Here is an 18,675-nt window from a genome sequence, read left to right as displayed (position 1 = left end):
TGGCTGTGGGAGCGCGGGGCGGGCCGTCGTCACTTGACGGCACCGCCGAGCGCACCGGCGGAGATGTAGCGCTGGGCGACGATGAGCAGGACCGCGGCCGGCAGCGATGCCAGCACGGACGTCGCCATCACCGGGCCCCAGTCGGTCACGTTCGAGCCGATGTAGTTGTAGATGCCGAGCGTGATCGGTCGGACGGCGTCGGTCGACGTCAGGGTGAGCGCGATGAGGAAGTCGCCCCAGGCACCGAGGAACGTGAAGAGCGCCGCGGTGACGATCGCGTTCCGGCTGATCGGCAGGACGATCGACACGAAGGCCCGCAGGTCGTTCGCACCGTCGACGAGCGCGGCCTCGACCAGGCTCGGCGGGATCGACTCCATGAACGCGCGCATGAGCAGCACCGCGAAGGGGACCTGCACGGCGCTGTCCGCCAGGATCAGTCCGAGGTAGCTGTTGAGCAGCCCGACGTTGTTGAACAGCGTGTAGAGCGCGTTCGCGATCACGATCCCGGGGATCATCTGCGTGATGAGCAGCACGAGCAGGAACGCCTTCGTTCCGCGCATCCGGAAGCGGGCGAGTCCGTAGGCCGCCGGGGTCGCGATGACGAGCGTCAGCACGACGGTGCCGAGGCCGATGATCATGCTCGAGACGAAGTTCTGCCCCTGCTGGGCGAACGCCGCCTGGTAGCCGGCGAACGTCGGGTTCCAGGGGAACCAGGTCGCGGTGGCGGCACCGGACGTGGCCTGCAACGACGTGTTCACCATCCAGTAGACGGGGAAGATCATGATCGCGAGGAACACGATGCCGAGGATCGTGAACGGGATCCCCTTGCGGCTCGAACGGGGTCGGCGGGCCCGGGTGCTCCGTGCCGTGGTGATCGCCCGGGTCGCCGTGACGGTCCTGCCTGCGAGTCCGACGCTCATTCGTCGACCGCCTTCCTGGAGATCGCGATGTAGACCATCGCGAAGACGAACGAGACGACGATGAGCACGTTGCTCACCGCGGCTCCGATGCCGAACTGGAAGTTGATGAACGACTGGTGGTACGCGTTCGTGGCGAGCGTCTGCGTCGAGTTCGCGGGTCCGCCGCCGGTCAGGCCGAGGATGATGTCCACGACCTTCAGCGTGTAGACGACCCCGAGCACGATCACCACGCTGACCACCGACCGGATGCTCGGCCAGGTGATGTACCAGAAGGCCTTGAACCCGGTGGCGCCGTCGAGCGCGCCGGCCTCGTAGAGCTCCGGCGGCACGGACTGCAGACCGCTGTACAGGATCGTGGTGTTGAACGGGATGCCGAGCCAGACGTTGACGCCGATCACCGCGATGAGCGCGAGGCTCGGGCTGACCAGCCACGGCACCGGCCCGATGCCGACGACCCCGAGCAGCTGGTTCAGCGCGCCGCTGTCCTGGTCGAGCAGCCACTTCCACACCGCGCTCGAGGCGATGAGGGGGAGCAGCCACGGCAGCAGCAGCAGGCCGCGCAGGAACCCGGACAGCGGGAAGTGCCGCCGGAAGAACAGCGCGAGCCCGAGCCCGAGGACGAACTGCAGGACGATCGACCCCGCAGTGAAGAGGGCGGTGTTGACGACGCTCGTCGTGAAGACGGCGCTCGTGAACACCGAAACGTAGTTGCCGAAGCCCACCCACGGGGCCTCGCCGGTGAAGAAGGTCTTCGTCGTGTAGTCCTGGAACGACATCACGACGTTCTTGACCACCGGGTAGCCGAAGAACAGGGCCACGAAGACGGCGGCGGGGATGACGAACAGCCATCGGGTCAGGCCGGAACGGAGCCGCGCGCGGCGCTGTCCGGGTCGTACGGGGGCCGGGGACGTCGCTCGCGAACGGAGCTGGGTCGAGGCGCTCATGTCAGGTCCTTTGCGTCGAGGACGGGGAGCCGGTCGGGGGACCGGCTCCCCGGATCCGCTACTGGTTCTGTGACTGCGCCTGCTCGAGCGCCTGCTCGGGGTCGGCCTTCCCGGTCAGCGCGAGCTGCACGGCGGTGTAGATCTTCGTGGCGGCCTTGGGCCAGTCCGGGCCGAGCTCGCCGGTGCGGGCCCGGGCGGTCTGCACCGTGGTCACGAACGAGGCGACGTCCTGGTGGTCCTTCGCCCACGCGGCGCCGACCTCGGTGTTCGTCGGCACGTTGCCCGTGACGCCCGCGATGACGTTCTGCATCTTGTCGCTGTTCAGGCAGCCGACGAACTTGCCGGCGAGCTGCATCTTCGCCTCGTCGCCGGTCTGCGGGACGGTGAAGGCCTCGCCGCCGAGCGGGGCGACGGTCGCCGAGCCGGTGCGGGTCGGGATCGGGACGCTGTCGAACTCCAGGTTCTTCGCTTCCTTCAGCGCCGGCAGCTGCCAAGGGCCGTTGATCATCATCGCGGCCTTGCCGGCGATGAACTGGTTGTTGACGTCGGCCTGCGCCCAGTTGATCGAGCTCTTCGACATCGAGCCGTCGTTCTGCAGGTCCTCGACGAGCTGCAGGGCCTGCGCGGCCTCGGGCGTCGCGATGTCCTTCTCGTCACCGCCGTTCGACCAGAAGAACGGCAGGAACTGCCAGGTGCCCTCGTAGGTGTTGATGTTGCTCATCGCGAAGCCGTACGTCGACCCGCTCGTGAGCTTCTTCGCGGCGGCCTTCAACTCGTCCCACGTCTTCGGGGGCTGCACCCCGGCGTCCGCCAGGAGCTTCTTGTTGTAGTACAGCGCGATCGAGTTGGTGACGGGCTGCAGGCCGTAGAGCTTGCCCTCGTACGTGTTCGCACCCTTGACGCCCGGGACGTCGTCGTTCGCGTCGAGGCCGTAGTCGCCGAGATCGGACAGGGCGCCGGAGGCGGCGATCTGCTGCACGTCCGGGTTGTCGAGCATGAGGACGTCGGGCAGCGTCCGCGACGACGCCTGCTGCAGCACCTTCGAGATGAGACCGGCACCGGCGACGTGGTTGATCTTCACCTGGGCGCCGACGGTCTTCGCGCACTGCTGGTAGATGGGGTCGTAGTTGGCGGCGTAGTAGTCCTCGATCGTGAGGGTCTTGGAGCCGCCGCCGGACGAGGCGGACCCGGAGCCGGAGCAGCCGGACAGGACGAGGGGGACCGTGGCGACCACGGCGACCGCGCCGACGAGGGCGCGGATCCGACGGGACGAGGAGTGGAACCGGTGCTTCATTGCGTAGCTCTTCTCTTGGGCGGATGCATGAGGGGACGCCCGGCGACGGCTCCATCGACGTCGTCGTCGCGGTGGTCCTTGGGGCGAGAACGTAACAGCAAAGCGCTTAGCCTGTAAAGCGCTTTTTTTGGAGATCGGCAGGTCTATGCTGACGAGACGCAGGCTGACCACACACAGGCTGACCACACAGGCTGACGAGACAGCACGACCCGACCCGGAGGCGCCATGGCCACGATGCAGCAGGTCGCCGACCGCGCCGGCGTCTCGATCGCGACGGTGTCCTTCGTCGTGAACGGCACGAAGTACGTCACGCCGGCGACCACTGCCCGGGTCGAGGCGGCGATGCGCGAGCTGAAGTTCCGCGGCAACCTCGTGGCACGCGCGCTCGCGAGCCGGCGGACCCGGATCATCGCGCTGCTCTTCCCGACCGTCGGCAACCGGTTCAGCCCGACGACGTCGGAGTTCTTCATGAGCGCCGCCGAGCGGGCGTCCCAGCGCGGCTACCACCTGGTGCTCTGGCCGGTCGACCCCGCGGGTGAGGACCTCGACGACCTCGTGTCGGGTGGGCTCGTCGACGGGGTCGTGCTCATGGAGGTGCGGATGGACGACCCGCGCGTCCGGAAGCTCAGCGAGCTCGACGTGCCCTTCACGCTGATCGGCCGGACCCGGGACAGCAGCGACCTGCCGTTCGTCGACATCGACTTCGAGACCACGATCGAGGACTCCCTCGACCACCTGCAGGAGCTCGGACACCGCCGGTTCGGACTCGTGCTCGAGAACCTCGAGGGCACGCCGATGGCCGGGTACGCCCCGCACCTGCGCGTCGAGGACACCTTCCGACGGTCCGTCGCGGCCCGCGGCGCGGTCGGGACCGTGGTCTACGCCGGAGCCGGCAGCGAGGGCGGACGCGAGGCGGCCCGCGCACTGCTCGACGCCGACCCGGAGGTCTCGGGCGTGCTCGTCATGAAGGACGACTCGTCTGCCGGGCTCCTCGTCGGGCTCTACGCGGCCGGGCGGCGGGTCCCCGACGACGTCTCGGTGCTGAGCATCGCCTCGTCCGGGACGGCGGGCGACCAGCACCACCCCCGCCTGACGACGATGGTCGCCCCGGGTCGCGAGCTCGGCGAGCGTGCGGCGGACGCCCTGATCGACCAGCTCGACGGCGCGAGCGAGGGCAAACCGCACTTCCTGCTGCCCTGCGTGCTCCGCCCCGCGGAGTCGGTGGCCGCGGCCCCCACCGGCGCGACCGCCTGACGGACGGGAGGCACGTGGCGGCGCCGCCACGTGCCTCCCGTCCGTCCGTGCCGGCCGCGCGCGGACGTGCGCCGAGTGCGACGACGGCACCGCCTGCACGCCCTCCCAGGGACGCTTGGTTGTGTGGACTCACAGGTTCGCAGCACCACACGTCGAGGAGGACGGATGGCCATCGACCGGAGACTGTTCCTGCTCGGGGGAGCGGGGGTGCTGCTGCTCGCCGGCTGCTCCACGCGACCCGAGCGCACCACCGTCCAGGACTGGCCGACGGACCCGCCGGACGGCGACGTCACGATCAGCTGGTGGGCCGGACAGGTCGCCTCGAAGGACGGCGGCGACCTGCGACGGCGCCTCATCGCGGAGTTCCAGCGGGAGCACCCGAACATCCGCGTCCGGATCGTCAGCGCACCGAGCGACACCGACACGAACCGGACGAGCCTGACGACGCAGATCGCCGCGGGCAGCCCCACGCCGGACGTGTACCTCGGCGACGTGGCCTGGCCGGGACAGTTCGCGAAGAACAAGCTCGCGACGCCCGTGGACGAGCTCGTCGGGGCGGACTTCTTCGAGCAGTTCCCCGAGGGACTGCGGCAGGCGGCGAGCGTCGACGGGACGTACTACATGTTCCCGCTCTACATCGACGAGTCGTTCTTCCTGTACCGCCAGGACCTGCTCGACAAGCACGGCTTCCAGGTGCCCCGGTCGTGGGAGGAGGTCAAGGACACCGCCGCGAAGCTCGTCGACACCGGTGACGTCAGCTACGGCCTGGCGTTCCAAGGCGACGTGTACGAGGGGCTCACCTGCAACGTGACCGAGTTCGTCGCGGACGCCGGCGGCTCGCTCCTGAACGACGACCTGACCCGGCCGGAGACCACGAGCTCGGAGACCAAGCGCGCCTTCGAGTTCATGCGCTCGCTCATCACCGACGGTGCCGCACCCCGGGCGACCCTCACCTACCAGGAGCAGGACACGAACGACGCCTTCTCGAGCGGACGGGCGGCCTTCCTGCGGAACTGGTCGTACGCGTGGGGGATCGCGAACGGGCCGGACTCCGCCGTCGCGGGCAAGGTCGGGCTCGCCGCCCGACCGACGTTCGACGGCACGGACGAGCACCACTCGACGATCGGCGGGTGGGGGAACTACATCAACCCGCACACCCAGCAGCCCGCCGCCGCGCTGACGTTCGCCCGGTGGATGTCGAGCGAGACCGCGCAGCAGTTCCTGACCCGCGAGGGCGGTGTCCTGCCGGCCCGCAGTGCGAGCCTGGTCAGCGAGGACGCGAAGCGCCAGAACCGGCCGACGTACGACACCGCCGCCGGCATCACGCTCGTGCCCCGCCCGACGTCGACCGCGTACTACCCGAAGGTCTCGCAGGGCGTCTACCAGAACGGCAACAGCATCCTCGGGGGCCAGGCGTCGGTGGACGGCGGCACCCGGGCGATGGCCTCGGCGATCTCGCTCGCCCTGTCGGGGGAGGCGCTGTGAGCGCCGGGACCGCCACCCGGCCCGCCGCACGGACCCCGGGCGCCGGACCGGACGGGTACCGCCGGACCTCGGCCCGGTCGCGCATGGAGCGCATCCGGGCGCGCGGGGCGTGGGGCTTCGCGGCCCCGGCGCTCCTCGTGGTCGCCGCGGTGACGATCTTCCCGGTCGTGTACTCGATCGTCCTGAGCTTCGCGGACGTCGAGATCGGTTACGACGGCTTCAGCATCCAGGGCTTCGGGCTCGGCAACTACGCGGCCCTGCTGCAGAGCGCCGACTGGTACCGGGCGCTCGGCTTCACGGTGTCGTACACGCTCGTGACCGTCTCGGTCGAGCTCGTCCTCGGCATGCTCGTCGCGCTCGTCCTCGAGCGGCTCGGGGCCACCCGCGGGTGGATGCTCGCGCTGATGCTCGTCCCGTGGTCGCTCGTCACGATCGTGAACGCCCAGCTGTGGAAGTACATCTACGACTCGACGTACGGCGTCGCGACGTGGTTCTTCGGGCTGTTCGGGGACGCCCCGGTCATCCTCGGCGAACCGGTCCCCGCGATCACCGGCCTGATGGTCGCCGACATCTGGAAGACGACGCCGTTCGTCGTGATCATCCTGCTCGCGGGGCTCGTGCAGATCTCCGAGGACCACTACGAGGCGGCAGAGCTCGACGGCGCGAACGGGTGGCAGACGTTCTGGCGCGTGGTGCTCCCGCAGCTCACGCCGACGCTGACGATCGCGGTGCTCTTCCGCGTCCTGCAGGCGTTCGGCGTCTTCGACCTGCCGTTCGTGCTGACGAACGGCGGCCCGGGCACCGCGACCCAGTCGCTCGCGATCATGGGCTACAAGGTGCTCTTCCAGGACATCAACATCGGACCGGGCGCGGCCATCGCGACGAGCACGGCGGTCATCGTCGCGGCGGGGTGCCTGCTGTTCCTCCGGGCGTTCCGGAACCAGGCGAAGGGAGGGGACGACTGATGCCCCGGACACGTGTGCGCAAGGGCTGGCGGCGGTGGGTCAACACCGTCAACGTCAGCGGTGTCGTCATCGCGGTGCTCACCGCACTGCCGCTGTACTGGCTCGTCTCGACGTCCCTCAAGCCGTCGTCCGAGATCGCGCAGTCGCCGCCGACGATCTGGCCGCGCTCCCTGACGTTCGACAACTTCGTCACGGCGTTCCGGGACAACGCGCTCGGGCAGTACATGGTGAACAGCGTCGTCGTGTCGGTCTCGACGACGGTGATCGTCCTCGCGCTGTCGTTCCTCGCCGGGTACGCGCTCGCCGGCCGGTGGATCGCGGGGCGGACGGCGATCATGACGTCGCTGCTGATGCTGTCGGTGTTCCCGGCGATCGCGGTGCTGACGCCGCTGTACCTGCTCGAGCGGAACCTCGGGCTGCTCAACTCGTACCCGGGGCTGATCGTGCCGTACGTGGCGTTCAACCTGCCGTTCGCCATCTGGATCATGCGGAACTACCTGCAGGGCATCCCCTCGACGATCGAGGAAGCCTCCGAGATCGACGGCGCCGGAGCCTGGCGCACGGTGCTGTCGGTGATCCTGCCGATGTCGAAGCCGGGGCTCTTCACGGTCGGCGTGTTCACGTTCACCGCGTCGTGGAGCGAGTTCCTGATGGCGCTGACGTTCAACAGCGAGAACTCGTTCCGCACGATCCCGGTCGGCATCGCGCTCTTCGGCACCCAGTTCACGGTGCCCTTCGCGCAGATCTTCGCGGCGAGCGTGGCGGCGACGATCCCGATCGTCATCCTCGTGCTGGTGTTCCGCCGGTCGATCGTGTCGGGGCTCACCTCGGGTGCCGTGAAGGGCTGATGCCGGGCGTGCCCAGGAGACGGACGGGAGGCCCGTGGCTGTCGAGCCACGGGCCTCCCGTCCGTCTGCCGGTCGCCCTGGGCGACCGTGCGCCGCGCGGTCAGCCGCGCCGCGGGTCCCGAGCGGTGTCGGTGAAGAAGTCGGCGTACAGGCCGTTGCTGTCCTGCAGTTCCCCGTACTTCCAACGCTTGCGCATGCGACGGAACGTCTCGATGCGCACCGGGTCGATGCCCGGCTCGGACTGGTACGCGCCCATGGTGCCTCCCCGTCTCCCTGTGTTGCCCCCGATCGGGGGCTCCCACGGAGGACGCTACGGACGTGCGGCCGTCACGTCCGGCAAGATAGGTCGGGAAGTTACCTAGTTGCGCTTGTTGGACAAATGTTCGAGCAGTGTCCTCGCGCGCCCGTAGCCTGCGTCAGGGGGTCGGAGCGCCGTACTCGAGCGCCTCGATCACGCGGTTGATCACCCGCACGTACTTGACCCGGTCGCGTTCCGAGAAGGAGGACAACAGCTCGTGCAGATGCTCGTTGGTGCTGTCCATGGCGGACGCGTAGGCGCGCTGGGTCTCCGGGGTGAGCTCGATGAACCGGCTGCGGCCGTCGTCGGGGTTCGGGACGCGGCACAGGTGCCCGGCCCGCTCCAGGCGGTCGATCGTGCCCGTCACCGCGGGACTCGTCAGGCCGAGGTGCGAGACCAGGTCCTTCACGCGGACCTTCCGCTCCGCGGCCTCCGCGCGAGCGACGAACTGCAGCACGGTCAGGTCCGAGCCGGAGACCGACAGGCGTTCACGGAGTCGTCCACGCAGTGCGCCCATCGCGGCTTCGAGCCGGGTCAGGGCGGCGGTCAGGTCGATCTCGCTCACGTGGTGGTCGCCCCCTCGTCGCGTCGTGGTCCTGGGCGACGTTACGCCGCCCCTACCCCGGAAGCGTATCCAGATAACGAGATGTACCGCGCCATGTGGACAGTCGGAGGGAACCGTGGCTGACCCGCTCATCGAGGCGTTCGCCGCCGAGGCCACGATCGCCCCGGTCCGGTTCGAGGTGTCCGGCACCCGGACCGACCACGCCGTCCGCGACCTCGGAGGCATCTACGCCGGCGACCGGTGGAGCGCGAGCGCGTCCGGCGGCCGGTTCGACTACCGGTACACCGCGATCGGCGACAGCGAGGTGACGATCCGCCGGTCCCAGATGCACGGCGAGATCCGCGGCGTCGTCCAGGGCGGCGGCGACTACGTCGTCACGTGGATCAGCGCCGGCACCGGCGAGGTCGAGGTCCGCGGGGAGCGCTGGCCGATGGAGCGGGACGTCCCCGTGCTGTTCCCCGCGGACGAGGAGTTCTGGTTCACGAGCGCCGACTACGACCAGCGGCTCGTGCACTTCGACCGCGACTTCGTGCGTCGGGTCGCGGCCACCCGCGGCGAGGTCGGCGAGCAGGGGCTGCGCTTCGACGGGTTCCGCTCACCCGAGAAGACGATCGGGCAGCGCTGGCAGGGGGCGCTCACGGCGCTGTCCCGGGCGCTGCGCGTCGGCGGGCCGGAGTCGGACGTGTGGCAGGACGCCAAGGTGTCGGCCGCCGAGGTCTTCCTCGACATGTTCCCCCCGCAGACCGACGACCTGCCCGACGTCCTGGCGGAGCCCCGGAACGCCCGGGTCCGTGCGGCGGTGGAGTACATCCACGCGCACGCGGCCGAGGACGTCAGCATCACGGACCTGTCCGACGCCGCCGGTCTGAGCGTCCGGTCCGTGCAGGAGTCCTTCCGCCGGGTGTTCGACGTGTCGCCGCTGACGTACCTGCGCCAGGTCCGGCTCGACCACGTGCACGAGGAGCTGCTCGAGGCCGGGCCGCACGCCGGTGCCGTGGGGGACATCGCGCGGCGGTGGGGCTTCGCGCACCTCGGGCGGTTCTCGGCGTCGTACGCCGAGCGGTTCGGCGAGTACCCGAAGCAGACGCTCCGGCGCTGACGCGCGGCGCGCGGCGCGGCCGCCCGCGTGGTGCGGTGTGCTCGCGCACAACCGGAAGCACGCCGAGCCGTGGTCTTGCGTGGTGCGGCGTGCTTCCGGTTGTGCGGAGCGCACGGGATGCTTCGACGGGCCCCCTGCGCCGCGCGCGGCCGCGGCGTCAGCCGCGCGCGACCGGCGGCGCCGCCGTGCTGCTGCGGACGCGCAGCGTCGTGCGGAGCCGCACGTGGTCGGTCGTCGGCTCGCCGCGGAGCATCGCGAGCAGCATCGACACCGCGCTCGCGCCGAGGTCGACCAGCGGCTGGGCGACGGTGGTCAGCGGCGGCGTGGTCGTCGACGCCTGCGGCACGTCGTCGAAGCCGACCACCGACAGGTCCTCGGGGACGCGGAGGCCCAGCGCCTCGGCCGCGTGCAGCACGCCGATCGCCGACGAGTCGTTCGCCGCGAAGACCGCGGTCGGCCGGTCCGGCAGGGTCAGGAGCTCGTGCGCGACCGCGGCTGAGCGCTCCTCCTGGTAGTCGCCGGGGCGGATGAGGTGCTCGTCCACCGGGACGCCCGCCGCCGCCATCGCCGCGCGGAAGCCCGCGTCGCGGAGCTGGGACGACGCCAGGTCGCCGCGGCCCTGCAGGTGCGCGATCCGCGTGTGCCCGAGCGCCAGGAGGTGCTCGACGGCCTCGCGGGCGCCGGCGGCGTTGTCGGTGTCGACGGTGGCGTGGCCCTCCGGCCCGGTGTGCGGGTCGATCGCGACGACCGGGATCGATGCGGCGGACATCGCCTCGGACGGGGTGACGACGATCGCGCCGTCGATGAGCGTGCCGGACAGGCGGGACAGCGACCGCCGCTCCCACCCCGGTCGGCTCGACCCGGTGAGCAGGCCGGCGTAGGCGAGCAGCTCGTACCCGGTGCCCGTCGTCGCGGCGGAGATGCCACGCAGCAGCTCGGTCGAGAACGGCTCGAACTCGGTGACCAGGATGCCGATCACGTTCGTCCGGGTGCTCCGCAGGCTCCGCGCGACGAGCGAGGTCTCGTACCCGAGTCGCTCGACGACTTCCTGCACGCGCACGATCGTCGCCGCGGCCACACCGTCCCGGTTGTTGATCACCTTCGACACCGTCGGGATGGACACCCCGGCAGCCCGCGCGACGTCCGCGATCGTGACCCGGCCCGGTCCGGGCGGGGTGTCGAGGGCCGTCTGCATGTGCTCACCGTACAACCGCTCAGGACCCGGCACGGCTCGGGAGCCAGATAAAGAAAACGTTATCGATAACGATTGACAAGCCTGCTCGGCGCCTGGCACGCTCTCCGCAGCGGCATCCGCTGCCGCACGTCAACGACGACACCGAGGAGTTCCACGATGACGAGGAAGATCCGTGCCGCGGCAGCCATCGCGCTGATCGGGGCGACCGCTCTCACAGCGGCAGGCTGCTCAGCGGGCAGCGATGCCTCCAGCGACGGCGGCAAGGTCACCATGACCTTCTGGCACAACTCGACGACCGGTCCGGGCAAGGCCTTCTGGGACCAGACCGTCAAGGACTTCGAGGCGAAGAACCCGAACGTCACGATCAAGGTCCAGGCCATCCAGAACGAGGACCTCGACGGCAAGCTGCAGACCGCCCTGAACTCCGGTTCGGCCCCGGACGTGTTCCTGCAGCGCGGCGGCGGCAAGATGGCCGCCATGGTCAACGCCGGCCAGCTGCTCGACATCTCCGACTCGATCGGGTCCACCGCGAAGTCCGAGATCAGCGAGGGCTCGTTCAAGGGCTACCAGCAGGACGGCAAGACGTGGGCCATGCCGGTCGACGTCAACCCCGAGGGCATCTGGTACAGCCAGGACCTCTTCAAGCAGGCCGGCATCGAGGGCACCCCCACCACGATGGAGGAGCTGAACGCCGACATCCAGAAGCTCAAGGACGCGGGCATCCAGCCGGTCGCCGTGGGTGCGAAGGACGCCTGGCCGGCCGCGCACTGGTACTACAACTTCGCGCTCCGGGCCTGCCCCGAGAGCGTCCTCAACAAGACCGCGCAGGACCTGAAGTTCACGAACTCGTGCTGGAAGCAGGCCGGCGAGGAGACCAAGGCCTTCTTCGACACGAAGCCCTTCAACGACGGCTACCTGACCACCGCCGCACAGCAGGGCGCCGGCAGCTCGGCCGGTCTCATCGCGAACCACAAGGCGGCCATGGAGCTCATGGGCGCGTGGGACCCGGGTGTGATCTCCTCGCTCACCCCGGACGGCAAGCCGCTGTCCGACCTCGGCTTCTTCCCCTTCCCGGAGGTCTCCGGCGGCAAGGGCGCACCCGGCTCGATGATGGGCGCCGTCGACGGGTACTCCTGCTCGGCGAAGGCCCCGAAGAAGGCCTGCACCGACTTCCTCAACTACATGACCGAGAAGCCCGTGCAGGAGGCCTACTACAAGGCCTTCAACGCGATCCCCGCGAACAAGTCGGCGCAGTCGGTCGTCAGCGAGCCCTACCTGAAGACGGTCCTCGAGGCCTACAACAAGGCACCGTTCGTCTCGAACTACCTCGACACCGTCTACGGCCAGAACGTCGGCAACGCCCTCAACACGAGCGTCGTCAACCTGCTCGCCGGCAAGGGGTCCGTGTCGGACATCGTCTCGACCGTCAACCAGGCAGCAGCGAAGGGCTGACGAACCCATGACCACCTCCGTCACCAGTCGCTCCACGGACCAGTCCGGGGCAGCGCGGTCCGGGACGGGGCGTCGCACGGGCGGGGCCGACGGTTCGCCGTCGGCCCCGGCCCGCCGGGCCCGCAAGGGCAACGACGTCCGCACCCGGGTCGAGATCGCCGTCCTCGCCGGACCGGCCACCCTGATGTTCGTCGGGTTCGTGATCCTGCCCGTCGTGCTGGCCGCGTACTACGGCTTCTACAAGTGGCAGGGGTACGGCACCCCGACCGACTTCGTCGGCCTGCAGAACTACACCATCATCTTCACCGACCCGGACTTCCGGGGCGTGCTCTGGCACAACCTGTTCATCGTCGTCGGGTCGCTCGTCGTGCAGGGGCCGATCGCGATCATCCTCGCGCTGCTGCTCAACCAGCGCATCCGGGGGCGCGGCCTGATCCGCGTGCTCATCTTCGTGCCGTACGTCATCTCCGAGGTGATCGTCGGCACCGGCTGGAGCCTCATGCTCCAGTCGAGCGGCGCAGTGAACGACCTGCTCCAGGCCGTCGGGCTCGGAGCCCTCCGGAACGACTGGCTGTCGAACCCGGACATCGCCATCTGGACGCTGCTCGCGATCATCTCGTGGAAGTACATCGGCTTCGCGGTGATCCTGTTCCTCGCCGGCCTGCAGAGCATCCCGGAGGAGCTGTTCGAGGCCGCGCAGCTCGACGGTGCGAGCTACTGGCAGATCCAGCGGCGCATCACGCTCCCGCTCCTCGGCCCGACGATCCGGATCTGGGCGTTCCTGTCGATCATCGGCTCGCTCCAGCTGTTCGACCTCGTCTACATCATCTGGGGTCAGTACATCGCTGCCACCGCCGGGACCTCGACGATGGCGACGTACATGGTCGCCAACGGTCGGCTCTCCGGCAACTACGGGTACGGCAACGCCGTGGCCGTGGTCATCTTCCTCATCTCGCTGGTCGTCGCCCTCGTCTACCAGCGGTTCGTCCTGCGCCGCGACACCGCCGGCGCCCTGACCGAGAAGGGCGACCGATGACCGCCACCGCCTCCATCGTCGCGCCGAACCGCCGCCGCTCCCGTGACCACGGTCCGGTCCGCAAGGAACGCAACCTCGGCACGTACTTCATCGCCCTCGTCTTCATCGCGGTCTGCATCGCGCCGGTGGCGTACATCATCCTGGGCGGCTTCCGCACGAACTCGCAGATCACCGCGAGCCCCGCCGGCCTGCCGAACCCGTGGCAGATCGGGAACTACGTCTCGGTCCTGACGAGCGGTGTCTTCTGGCAGCAGCTCGGCAACTCCGTCGTCGCCGGTGTCACCACCACGGTCGGCGTCGTCGTCCTCGGGCTCATGGTGAGCTTCGTGCTCGCCCGGTACCGGTTCCGTGGTCGCGGCGCGCTCTACTCGCTGTTCGCCGCCGGCCTGATGTTCCCGATCACCGTCGCGATCACCCCGCTGTACCTGCTCGTCAAGGACCTCGGCCTGACGAACAGCCTGGCCGGCGTGATCCTGCCGCAGATCGCGTTCGCCCTGCCGACGACGGTCATCATCCTCGTGCCGTTCCTGCGGGCGATCCCGGACGAGCTCGAGGAGGCCGCCGCGATCGACGGGGCGAGCCGGCTCGGGTTCTTCTTCCGCATGGTCGTGCCGCTGTCCCTGCCCGGGGTCGTGACGGTCGGCATCCTCGCGTTCATCGGCAGCTGGAACAGCTACATCCTCCCGCTGTTCATCCTCAACGACTCGTCGGCGTACACGCTGCCCCTCGGGGTCCAGGCGTTCTCGTCGCAGTACTCGGTGGACACCGCGCGCGTGCTCGCGTTCACCTCGCTCTCGATGATCCCCGCGCTCGTGTTCTTCGCGATCTTCCAGCGCCGCATCGTCGGTGGCCTGACCGGGGCGGTGAAGGGGTGACGGCGCTCGACACGTCCACGCACCCGACGGACGGACGCCAGCCGACGGACGGACGCCACCGGACGGACGGACGGGACGGCGCCCGACCGGGTGACCGCGCTGCTGGCCGCGATGACCCTCGAGGAGAAGACGGCGCAGCTCGTCGGCTACTGGCTCGACCAGAACGGTGTCGTCGCGCCGATGCAGGGCGAGATGGCGGCCGCGCAGGGCGGCGAGACGCTCGCCGACGTGACCCGGCACGGGCTCGGGCAGTACACCCGTGTGTACGGCACCCGGCCCGTCGAGCCCGACGAGCGCGCGGCCTGGTTGTGGGCGGAGCAGCGGCGGCTCAAGCGCGAGACGCGTCTCGGCATCCCGGCGCTCGTGCACGAGGAGTGCCTCACCGGGCTCGCCGCGTGGCGCGCCGCGACCTTCCCGACGCCGCTCGCGTGGGGTGCCGCGTTCGACCCGGAGCTCGTCGAGCAGGTCGGCGCGGTGATCGGCCGCTCGATGCGCGAACTCGGGGTGCACCAGGGCCTCGCGCCCGTGCTCGACGTCGTGCGTGACCCCCGGTGGGGTCGCGTCGACGAGTGCATCGGCGAGGACCCGTACCTGGTCGGCACCGTCGGCTCCGCGTACGTGCGCGGGGTGCAGAGTGCCGGCGTCGACGCGACCCTCAAGCACTTCCTCGGCTACTCGGCCTCGCGCGCCGGACGCAACCACGCGCCCGTGCACGCCGGACCGCGCGAGGTGGCGGACGTGTTCCTGCCGCCGTTCGAGATGGCGCTCCTCGACGGGGGCGCCCGCAGCGTCATGAACTCGTACGCCGAGGTCGACGGCGTGCCCGTGGCGGCCGACCCCGAGCTCCTGACCGGGCTCCTGCGCGACCGGCTCGGCTTCGACGGGACGGTCGTCGCGGACTACTTCTCGGTCGCGTTCCTCGAGGTGATGCACGGCGTCGCCCGGGACCGCGGCGAGGCGGCCGCACTCGCGCTCACCGCGGGCATCGACGTCGAACTGCCGACGGGTGACGCGTACCTCGCGCCCCTCGTCGAGCGGGTTCGCAGCGGCCTCGTCGACGAGGCGCTCGTCGACCGGGCGGTGCTGCGGGTCCTCCGGCAGAAGGAGCGGCTCGGGCTGCTCGACCCCGATGCCTTCGAGGACGAGCCCCCGACGGGCGTCGACCTCGACTCGCCGGAGCACCGGGCGCTCGCGCGGCGGCTCGCGGCGGAGTCGCTCGTCCTGCTCGCGAACGACGGCGTGCTCCCGCTCGGCGGCCCGGTCTCCGGCGCCGCGACGGGCGCGGTCGACGCCGCGGCGGGCGCGGTCGCCGCTGCGGGCGCAGTCCTGCGGGGCCCGGTCGCGGTGATCGGCCCGAACGCCCACCGTGCCGAGGCCCTGCAGGGCTGCTACTCCTTCGCGAACCACGTGCTCGCGACGCACCCGGGTCTGCCGCTCGGGTTCGCGATCCCGACCGTGCTCGAGGCCCTGCAGGACGCCCTCGGGGACGACGCCGTGCGGTACGCCCCCGGCGCCGCGGTCGAGGGCGACGACCGCTCCGGCTTCGCGGAGGCCGTCGCGACGGCGCGCGGTGCCGCGGTCGCGATCGTCGTCGTCGGTGACCAGGCCGGTCTGTTCGGCCGTGGCACCGTCGGCGAGGGCAACGACTCCGAGACGCTCGACCTGCCGGGCGTGCAGCGCGAGCTCGTCGAGGCCGTCGTCGCGACCGGCACCCCGACCGTCGTGGTGCTGCTGACCGGCCGGCCGTACGCGATCGGCTGGATGCTCGACGGCGACCACGCGAAGCCGTCCGCCGTCGTGCAGGCGTTCTTCCCGGGGGAGGGCGGTGGCCTCGCGATCGCCGACCTGCTGACCGGGACTGCGTCGCCGTCCGGTCGTCTGCCGGTCTCGCTGCCCCGGTCCGCCGGTGCGCAGCCGTACTCGTACCTGCACCCGCGGCTCGGGGGCCCGTCGGACGTCACCGCGACCGACTCGACGCCCGTGCGGCCGTTCGGCTTCGGCCTGACGTACACGAGCATCGCGTACGAGGACCTGCAGGTCGACGACGCCGTCGCCACCGACGGTGCGTTCACGGCGTCCGTCACGATCAGGAACACGGGGGACCGGGACGGGATCGAGGTCGTGCAGCTCTACGGGCACGACGTCGCCGCGTCGGTCACCCGTCCGGTCGCCCAGCTGCTCGGCTACGCCCGGGTCGCGCTCCCCGCCGGCGGGTCGGTGCGGGTGCGCTTCGACGTGCCGGTGCAGCGGTTCGCGTTCACGGACCGGGCGATGCGGAAGGTCGTCGAGCCGGGGGACGTGCAGGTCTGGGTCGCGTCCGACGCGGCGGCGTCCCGGCCGGGAGGCCCGGTGCCGACGGGTGGGATCGTCGCCTCCGGGGACGGTCCGGTCCGGCACGAGGTGCCCGGGTCCGCCACGGACCGTGCGGTCGTGCGCGTGACCGGTGCGGTGCACGAGGTGTCGCTCGCCGACCGGCGGACGGTCACCTGGTCGCTCGTCTGAGGGCGCGGGTGCGCTCGCGCACCGCGCGGTGCGCCCGCGCGAGACTCGGCTCTGCGGACACGTTCGCGGCCCCACGGCCGCGAACGTGCCCGCCTGGCCGAGTCTCGGGGGCGCCGCCGACCGGGCACCCGGATGGGACGATGGCCGGGTGCCGCTCGATCCCGACCCCGCCCTGGTGCCCGAACTCCTGGTCACCGACCTCGACCGCAGCCTGGCGTTCTGGCGGGACAGCTGCGGCTTCGTCGTCCGGTACGCCCGCCCCGAGGAGCGCTTCGCGGCCATCGCCCTCGGCTCGGCGCACCTGCTGCTCGAGCAGGTCGGCGTCGGGCGCAACTGGCTCGCGGGCCCCCTCGAACGCCCCTTCGGCCGCGGTCTGAACCTGCAGGTCGCCGTCCCCGACGCCGGAGCGCTCGCGGCCCGCCTGACCGACGCCGGCATCGCGCTGTTCATGCCGGTGGAACACCGGTGGTACCGCGTCGACGACGAGGAGACCGGGGTCGAGCAGTTCGTCGTCGCCGATCCCGACGGGTGGCTCGTCCGCTTCCAGTCGTCCCTCGGCCGCCGACAACGGCCGGTGGACTGACGAGCCCGCCTTCAGGAGACGTGTACACCCGTCGCGAGCCAGCTCGCGAGGACACCGAGCGCCGACACGACGAGCGCCGGCAACAGGGCGACCCCGCCGAGCAGGAGTGCGAACCAGCCGATCGCCCGACCGCGCACGGCACCACGGCGGACGCCCCGCACGCCGAGCAGGGTCACGACGACGGCGACCGGGAGCGCGGTCGCCAGCACCAGACCGATCGCGATCTGCTCGCGGGCGGCGGGCGTGAGGTCCTCCGGGCCGAGGGCGGGCTCCGCCGCGGCGACGGCGAGGTACACCGTCGTCCACACGAGGGCCACCAGCACACCGACCGACCCCGCCGCGCTCCTGCCGGCCCGGTCCCTGGTGAGCGGCGCCCACGGCCCGTCCCGGTGCCACAGGTCGTCCGTCACGGTCGCATCCTACGAGCACGCCGTCGAACTCCCGGGGAGCGCGCGTACCGTCGCGTTCCTCACGACCCTCGAAGGAGCAGGCCATGTCCGACGCCCACGACCCCCGCGACACCACGAACGACCCCGAGGGCACGCCGAAGCCCGACGGTCTCGGCGAGGACGGGACCATCCCCGACCACCCCGAGGGCGTCGCCGCCGGCTTCGCCGGGGACGACTCGCACTTCAACCACGAAGAGGACGAGGCAGCCGAATAGGCGGACGCGACCACACGACGCAACGGGAGGCCCGTGGCGACGCCGCCACGGGCCTCCCGTTGCGTCGCCCGGTCACCACGTCGCGACGGCGACCGTCCGTCGGGTCGGTACCGTGGTCGCATGGCCCGCTTCACGCCCCCTGCCGCCGACGCGATGCGCGCGCGCATCCTGGACGCCGCCCGCGACGAGTTCGCCGCCCACGGGCTGACGGGGGCGCGCGTCGAGCGCCTCGCCGCGGCGGCGGACAGCAACAAGGCGCAGGTCTTCCACTACTTCGGGGGCAAGGAGGGGCTCTTCGACGCGCTCCTCGTGCAGGAGCTCGGCGGGTTGCACGACGCCGTCCCGCTCGACACGGACGACCTGCCCGCGTGGGCCGGACGCCTGCACGACGCGGTCGTCGAGCGGCCGTGGGTCGCGCGCCTGGCGACCTGGCAGCGCCTCGAGCGCACGGACGCGCCGGTCCCCGCGCTCGTCGAGCGGTACGAGTCCAGCGTCGCCGAGGTCGAGCGGGCGCAGCGCGCGGGGGTCCTGCCGCGGTCGTTCCGGCCGGCGGTGCTCCTGGCCCTCGTGCAGCAGCTCGCCGGGGTGTGGACCGCGTTGCCCGCCGAGGCGACGGGCTCCGTGTCCGCCGTGGTGGCCGCGCGCCGTCGGCAGGTCGTCGTGGATGCGGTCGCCCAGCTGCTCGGCCGCTGAACC

At 70.9% G+C, this 18,675-nt stretch carries 19 protein-coding genes; 12 read left to right on the top strand and 7 right to left on the bottom strand.

Annotated elements, in window-relative coordinates; translation table 11 throughout:
• Positions 1-29: 29 nt before the first annotated feature.
• From HUN59_RS15255 to HUN59_RS15245, 3 genes are read right to left on the bottom strand one after another with little or no spacing between them, the layout of a single operon-like run.
• Complete coding sequence (locus HUN59_RS15255; protein ID WP_058743273.1) at positions 30-920, bottom strand: carbohydrate ABC transporter permease; 891 nt, start codon at positions 918-920, stop codon at positions 30-32.
• A complete protein-coding gene (locus HUN59_RS15250) occupies positions 917-1,864 on the bottom strand; it encodes a carbohydrate ABC transporter permease (protein ID WP_058743274.1) in 948 nt (315 codons plus the stop codon). The genes HUN59_RS15255 and HUN59_RS15250 overlap by 4 nt, the downstream gene beginning before the upstream one ends.
• Positions 1,865-1,922: 58 nt before the next feature.
• On the bottom strand, positions 1,923-3,158 hold the full coding sequence (locus HUN59_RS15245; protein ID WP_174778845.1) for a sugar ABC transporter substrate-binding protein: 1,236 nt from the start codon (positions 3,156-3,158) through the stop codon (positions 1,923-1,925).
• A 225-nt stretch (positions 3,159-3,383) separates the two neighbouring features.
• Between HUN59_RS15245 and HUN59_RS15240 the strand changes: the two genes are divergently transcribed.
• The 4 genes from HUN59_RS15240 to HUN59_RS15225 all read left to right on the top strand — a co-directional run bounded on the left by HUN59_RS15240 (position 3,384) and on the right by HUN59_RS15225 (position 7,710).
• The gene (locus tag HUN59_RS15240) at positions 3,384-4,412 is read left to right on the top strand and encodes a LacI family DNA-binding transcriptional regulator (RefSeq protein ID WP_231050230.1); all 1,029 of its coding nucleotides are present in this window, start codon (positions 3,384-3,386) and stop codon (positions 4,410-4,412) included.
• Positions 4,413-4,577: 165 nt separating this feature from the next.
• Positions 4,578-5,897, top strand: a complete 1,320-nt coding sequence (locus HUN59_RS15235) for an ABC transporter substrate-binding protein (protein WP_174778844.1) — start codon at positions 4,578-4,580, stop codon at positions 5,895-5,897.
• On the top strand, positions 5,894-6,862 hold the full coding sequence (locus HUN59_RS15230; protein ID WP_174778843.1) for a carbohydrate ABC transporter permease: 969 nt from the start codon (positions 5,894-5,896) through the stop codon (positions 6,860-6,862). The genes HUN59_RS15235 and HUN59_RS15230 overlap by 4 nt, the downstream gene beginning before the upstream one ends.
• Positions 6,862-7,710, top strand: coding sequence for a carbohydrate ABC transporter permease (locus tag HUN59_RS15225; RefSeq protein WP_217508269.1), 849 nt, complete (start codon positions 6,862-6,864; stop codon positions 7,708-7,710). Before HUN59_RS15230 ends, HUN59_RS15225 begins: the two co-directional genes overlap by 1 nt.
• A 100-nt stretch (positions 7,711-7,810) precedes the next feature.
• Here the strand turns inward: HUN59_RS15225 and HUN59_RS15220 are convergent, their stop codons facing one another.
• Complete coding sequence (locus tag HUN59_RS15220; RefSeq protein WP_167510011.1) at positions 7,811-7,966, bottom strand: hypothetical protein; 156 nt, start codon at positions 7,964-7,966, stop codon at positions 7,811-7,813.
• Between the two features lie 160 nt (positions 7,967-8,126).
• On the bottom strand, positions 8,127-8,573 hold the full coding sequence (locus HUN59_RS15215; RefSeq protein ID WP_058743118.1) for a MarR family winged helix-turn-helix transcriptional regulator: 447 nt from the start codon (positions 8,571-8,573) through the stop codon (positions 8,127-8,129).
• A 115-nt stretch (positions 8,574-8,688) separates the two neighbouring features.
• On the opposite strand from HUN59_RS15215, the gene HUN59_RS15210 reads away from it, so the two are divergent.
• On the top strand, positions 8,689-9,672 hold the full coding sequence (locus HUN59_RS15210) for a helix-turn-helix domain-containing protein (protein ID WP_174778842.1): 984 nt from the start codon (positions 8,689-8,691) through the stop codon (positions 9,670-9,672).
• 157 nt (positions 9,673-9,829) lie between these two features.
• On the opposite strand, the gene HUN59_RS15205 is transcribed toward HUN59_RS15210, so the two are convergent.
• On the bottom strand, positions 9,830-10,867 hold the full coding sequence (locus tag HUN59_RS15205; RefSeq protein ID WP_174778841.1) for a LacI family DNA-binding transcriptional regulator: 1,038 nt from the start codon (positions 10,865-10,867) through the stop codon (positions 9,830-9,832).
• Positions 10,868-11,023: 156 nt separating this feature from the next.
• Between HUN59_RS15205 and HUN59_RS15200 the strand changes: the two genes are divergently transcribed.
• From HUN59_RS15200 to HUN59_RS15180, 5 genes are all read left to right on the top strand, one after another.
• Entirely contained in the window at positions 11,024-12,319 is a 1,296-nt protein-coding gene (locus HUN59_RS15200; protein ID WP_174778840.1) for an ABC transporter substrate-binding protein, read from the top strand.
• Positions 12,320-12,326: 7 nt separating this feature from the next.
• A complete protein-coding gene (locus tag HUN59_RS15195; RefSeq protein WP_058743122.1) occupies positions 12,327-13,355 on the top strand; it encodes a carbohydrate ABC transporter permease in 1,029 nt (342 codons plus the stop codon).
• On the top strand, positions 13,352-14,230 hold the full coding sequence (locus HUN59_RS15190) for a carbohydrate ABC transporter permease (protein ID WP_114848865.1): 879 nt from the start codon (positions 13,352-13,354) through the stop codon (positions 14,228-14,230). The genes HUN59_RS15195 and HUN59_RS15190 overlap by 4 nt, the downstream gene beginning before the upstream one ends.
• A gap of 111 nt (positions 14,231-14,341) precedes the next feature.
• Positions 14,342-16,732, top strand: coding sequence for a glycoside hydrolase family 3 N-terminal domain-containing protein (locus HUN59_RS15185; protein ID WP_174779520.1), 2,391 nt, complete (start codon positions 14,342-14,344; stop codon positions 16,730-16,732).
• 148 nt (positions 16,733-16,880) lie between these two features.
• Positions 16,881-17,315: a bleomycin resistance protein gene (locus HUN59_RS15180; protein ID WP_174778839.1), complete on the top strand. Its 435-nt coding sequence runs from the start codon at positions 16,881-16,883 to the stop codon at positions 17,313-17,315.
• Between the two features lie 11 nt (positions 17,316-17,326).
• Here the strand turns inward: HUN59_RS15180 and HUN59_RS15175 are convergent, their stop codons facing one another.
• Positions 17,327-17,725, bottom strand: a complete 399-nt coding sequence (locus tag HUN59_RS15175; protein ID WP_174778838.1) for a hypothetical protein — start codon at positions 17,723-17,725, stop codon at positions 17,327-17,329.
• 83 nt (positions 17,726-17,808) lie between these two features.
• On the opposite strand from HUN59_RS15175, the gene HUN59_RS15170 reads away from it, so the two are divergent.
• Together HUN59_RS15170 and HUN59_RS15165 are read left to right on the top strand one after the other, a co-directional pair.
• Complete coding sequence (locus HUN59_RS15170; protein WP_167510013.1) at positions 17,809-17,979, top strand: hypothetical protein; 171 nt, start codon at positions 17,809-17,811, stop codon at positions 17,977-17,979.
• Between the two features lie 120 nt (positions 17,980-18,099).
• On the top strand, positions 18,100-18,672 hold the full coding sequence (locus HUN59_RS15165; protein ID WP_058742651.1) for a TetR/AcrR family transcriptional regulator: 573 nt from the start codon (positions 18,100-18,102) through the stop codon (positions 18,670-18,672).
• The last annotated feature ends 3 nt before the right edge of the window (positions 18,673-18,675 follow it).

It is taken from the genome of Curtobacterium sp. Csp2, from assembly GCF_013347165.1.
The sequence above is the reverse complement of the archived record's forward strand: the minus strand, read 5'-3'. Positions and strand labels throughout refer to the sequence as shown.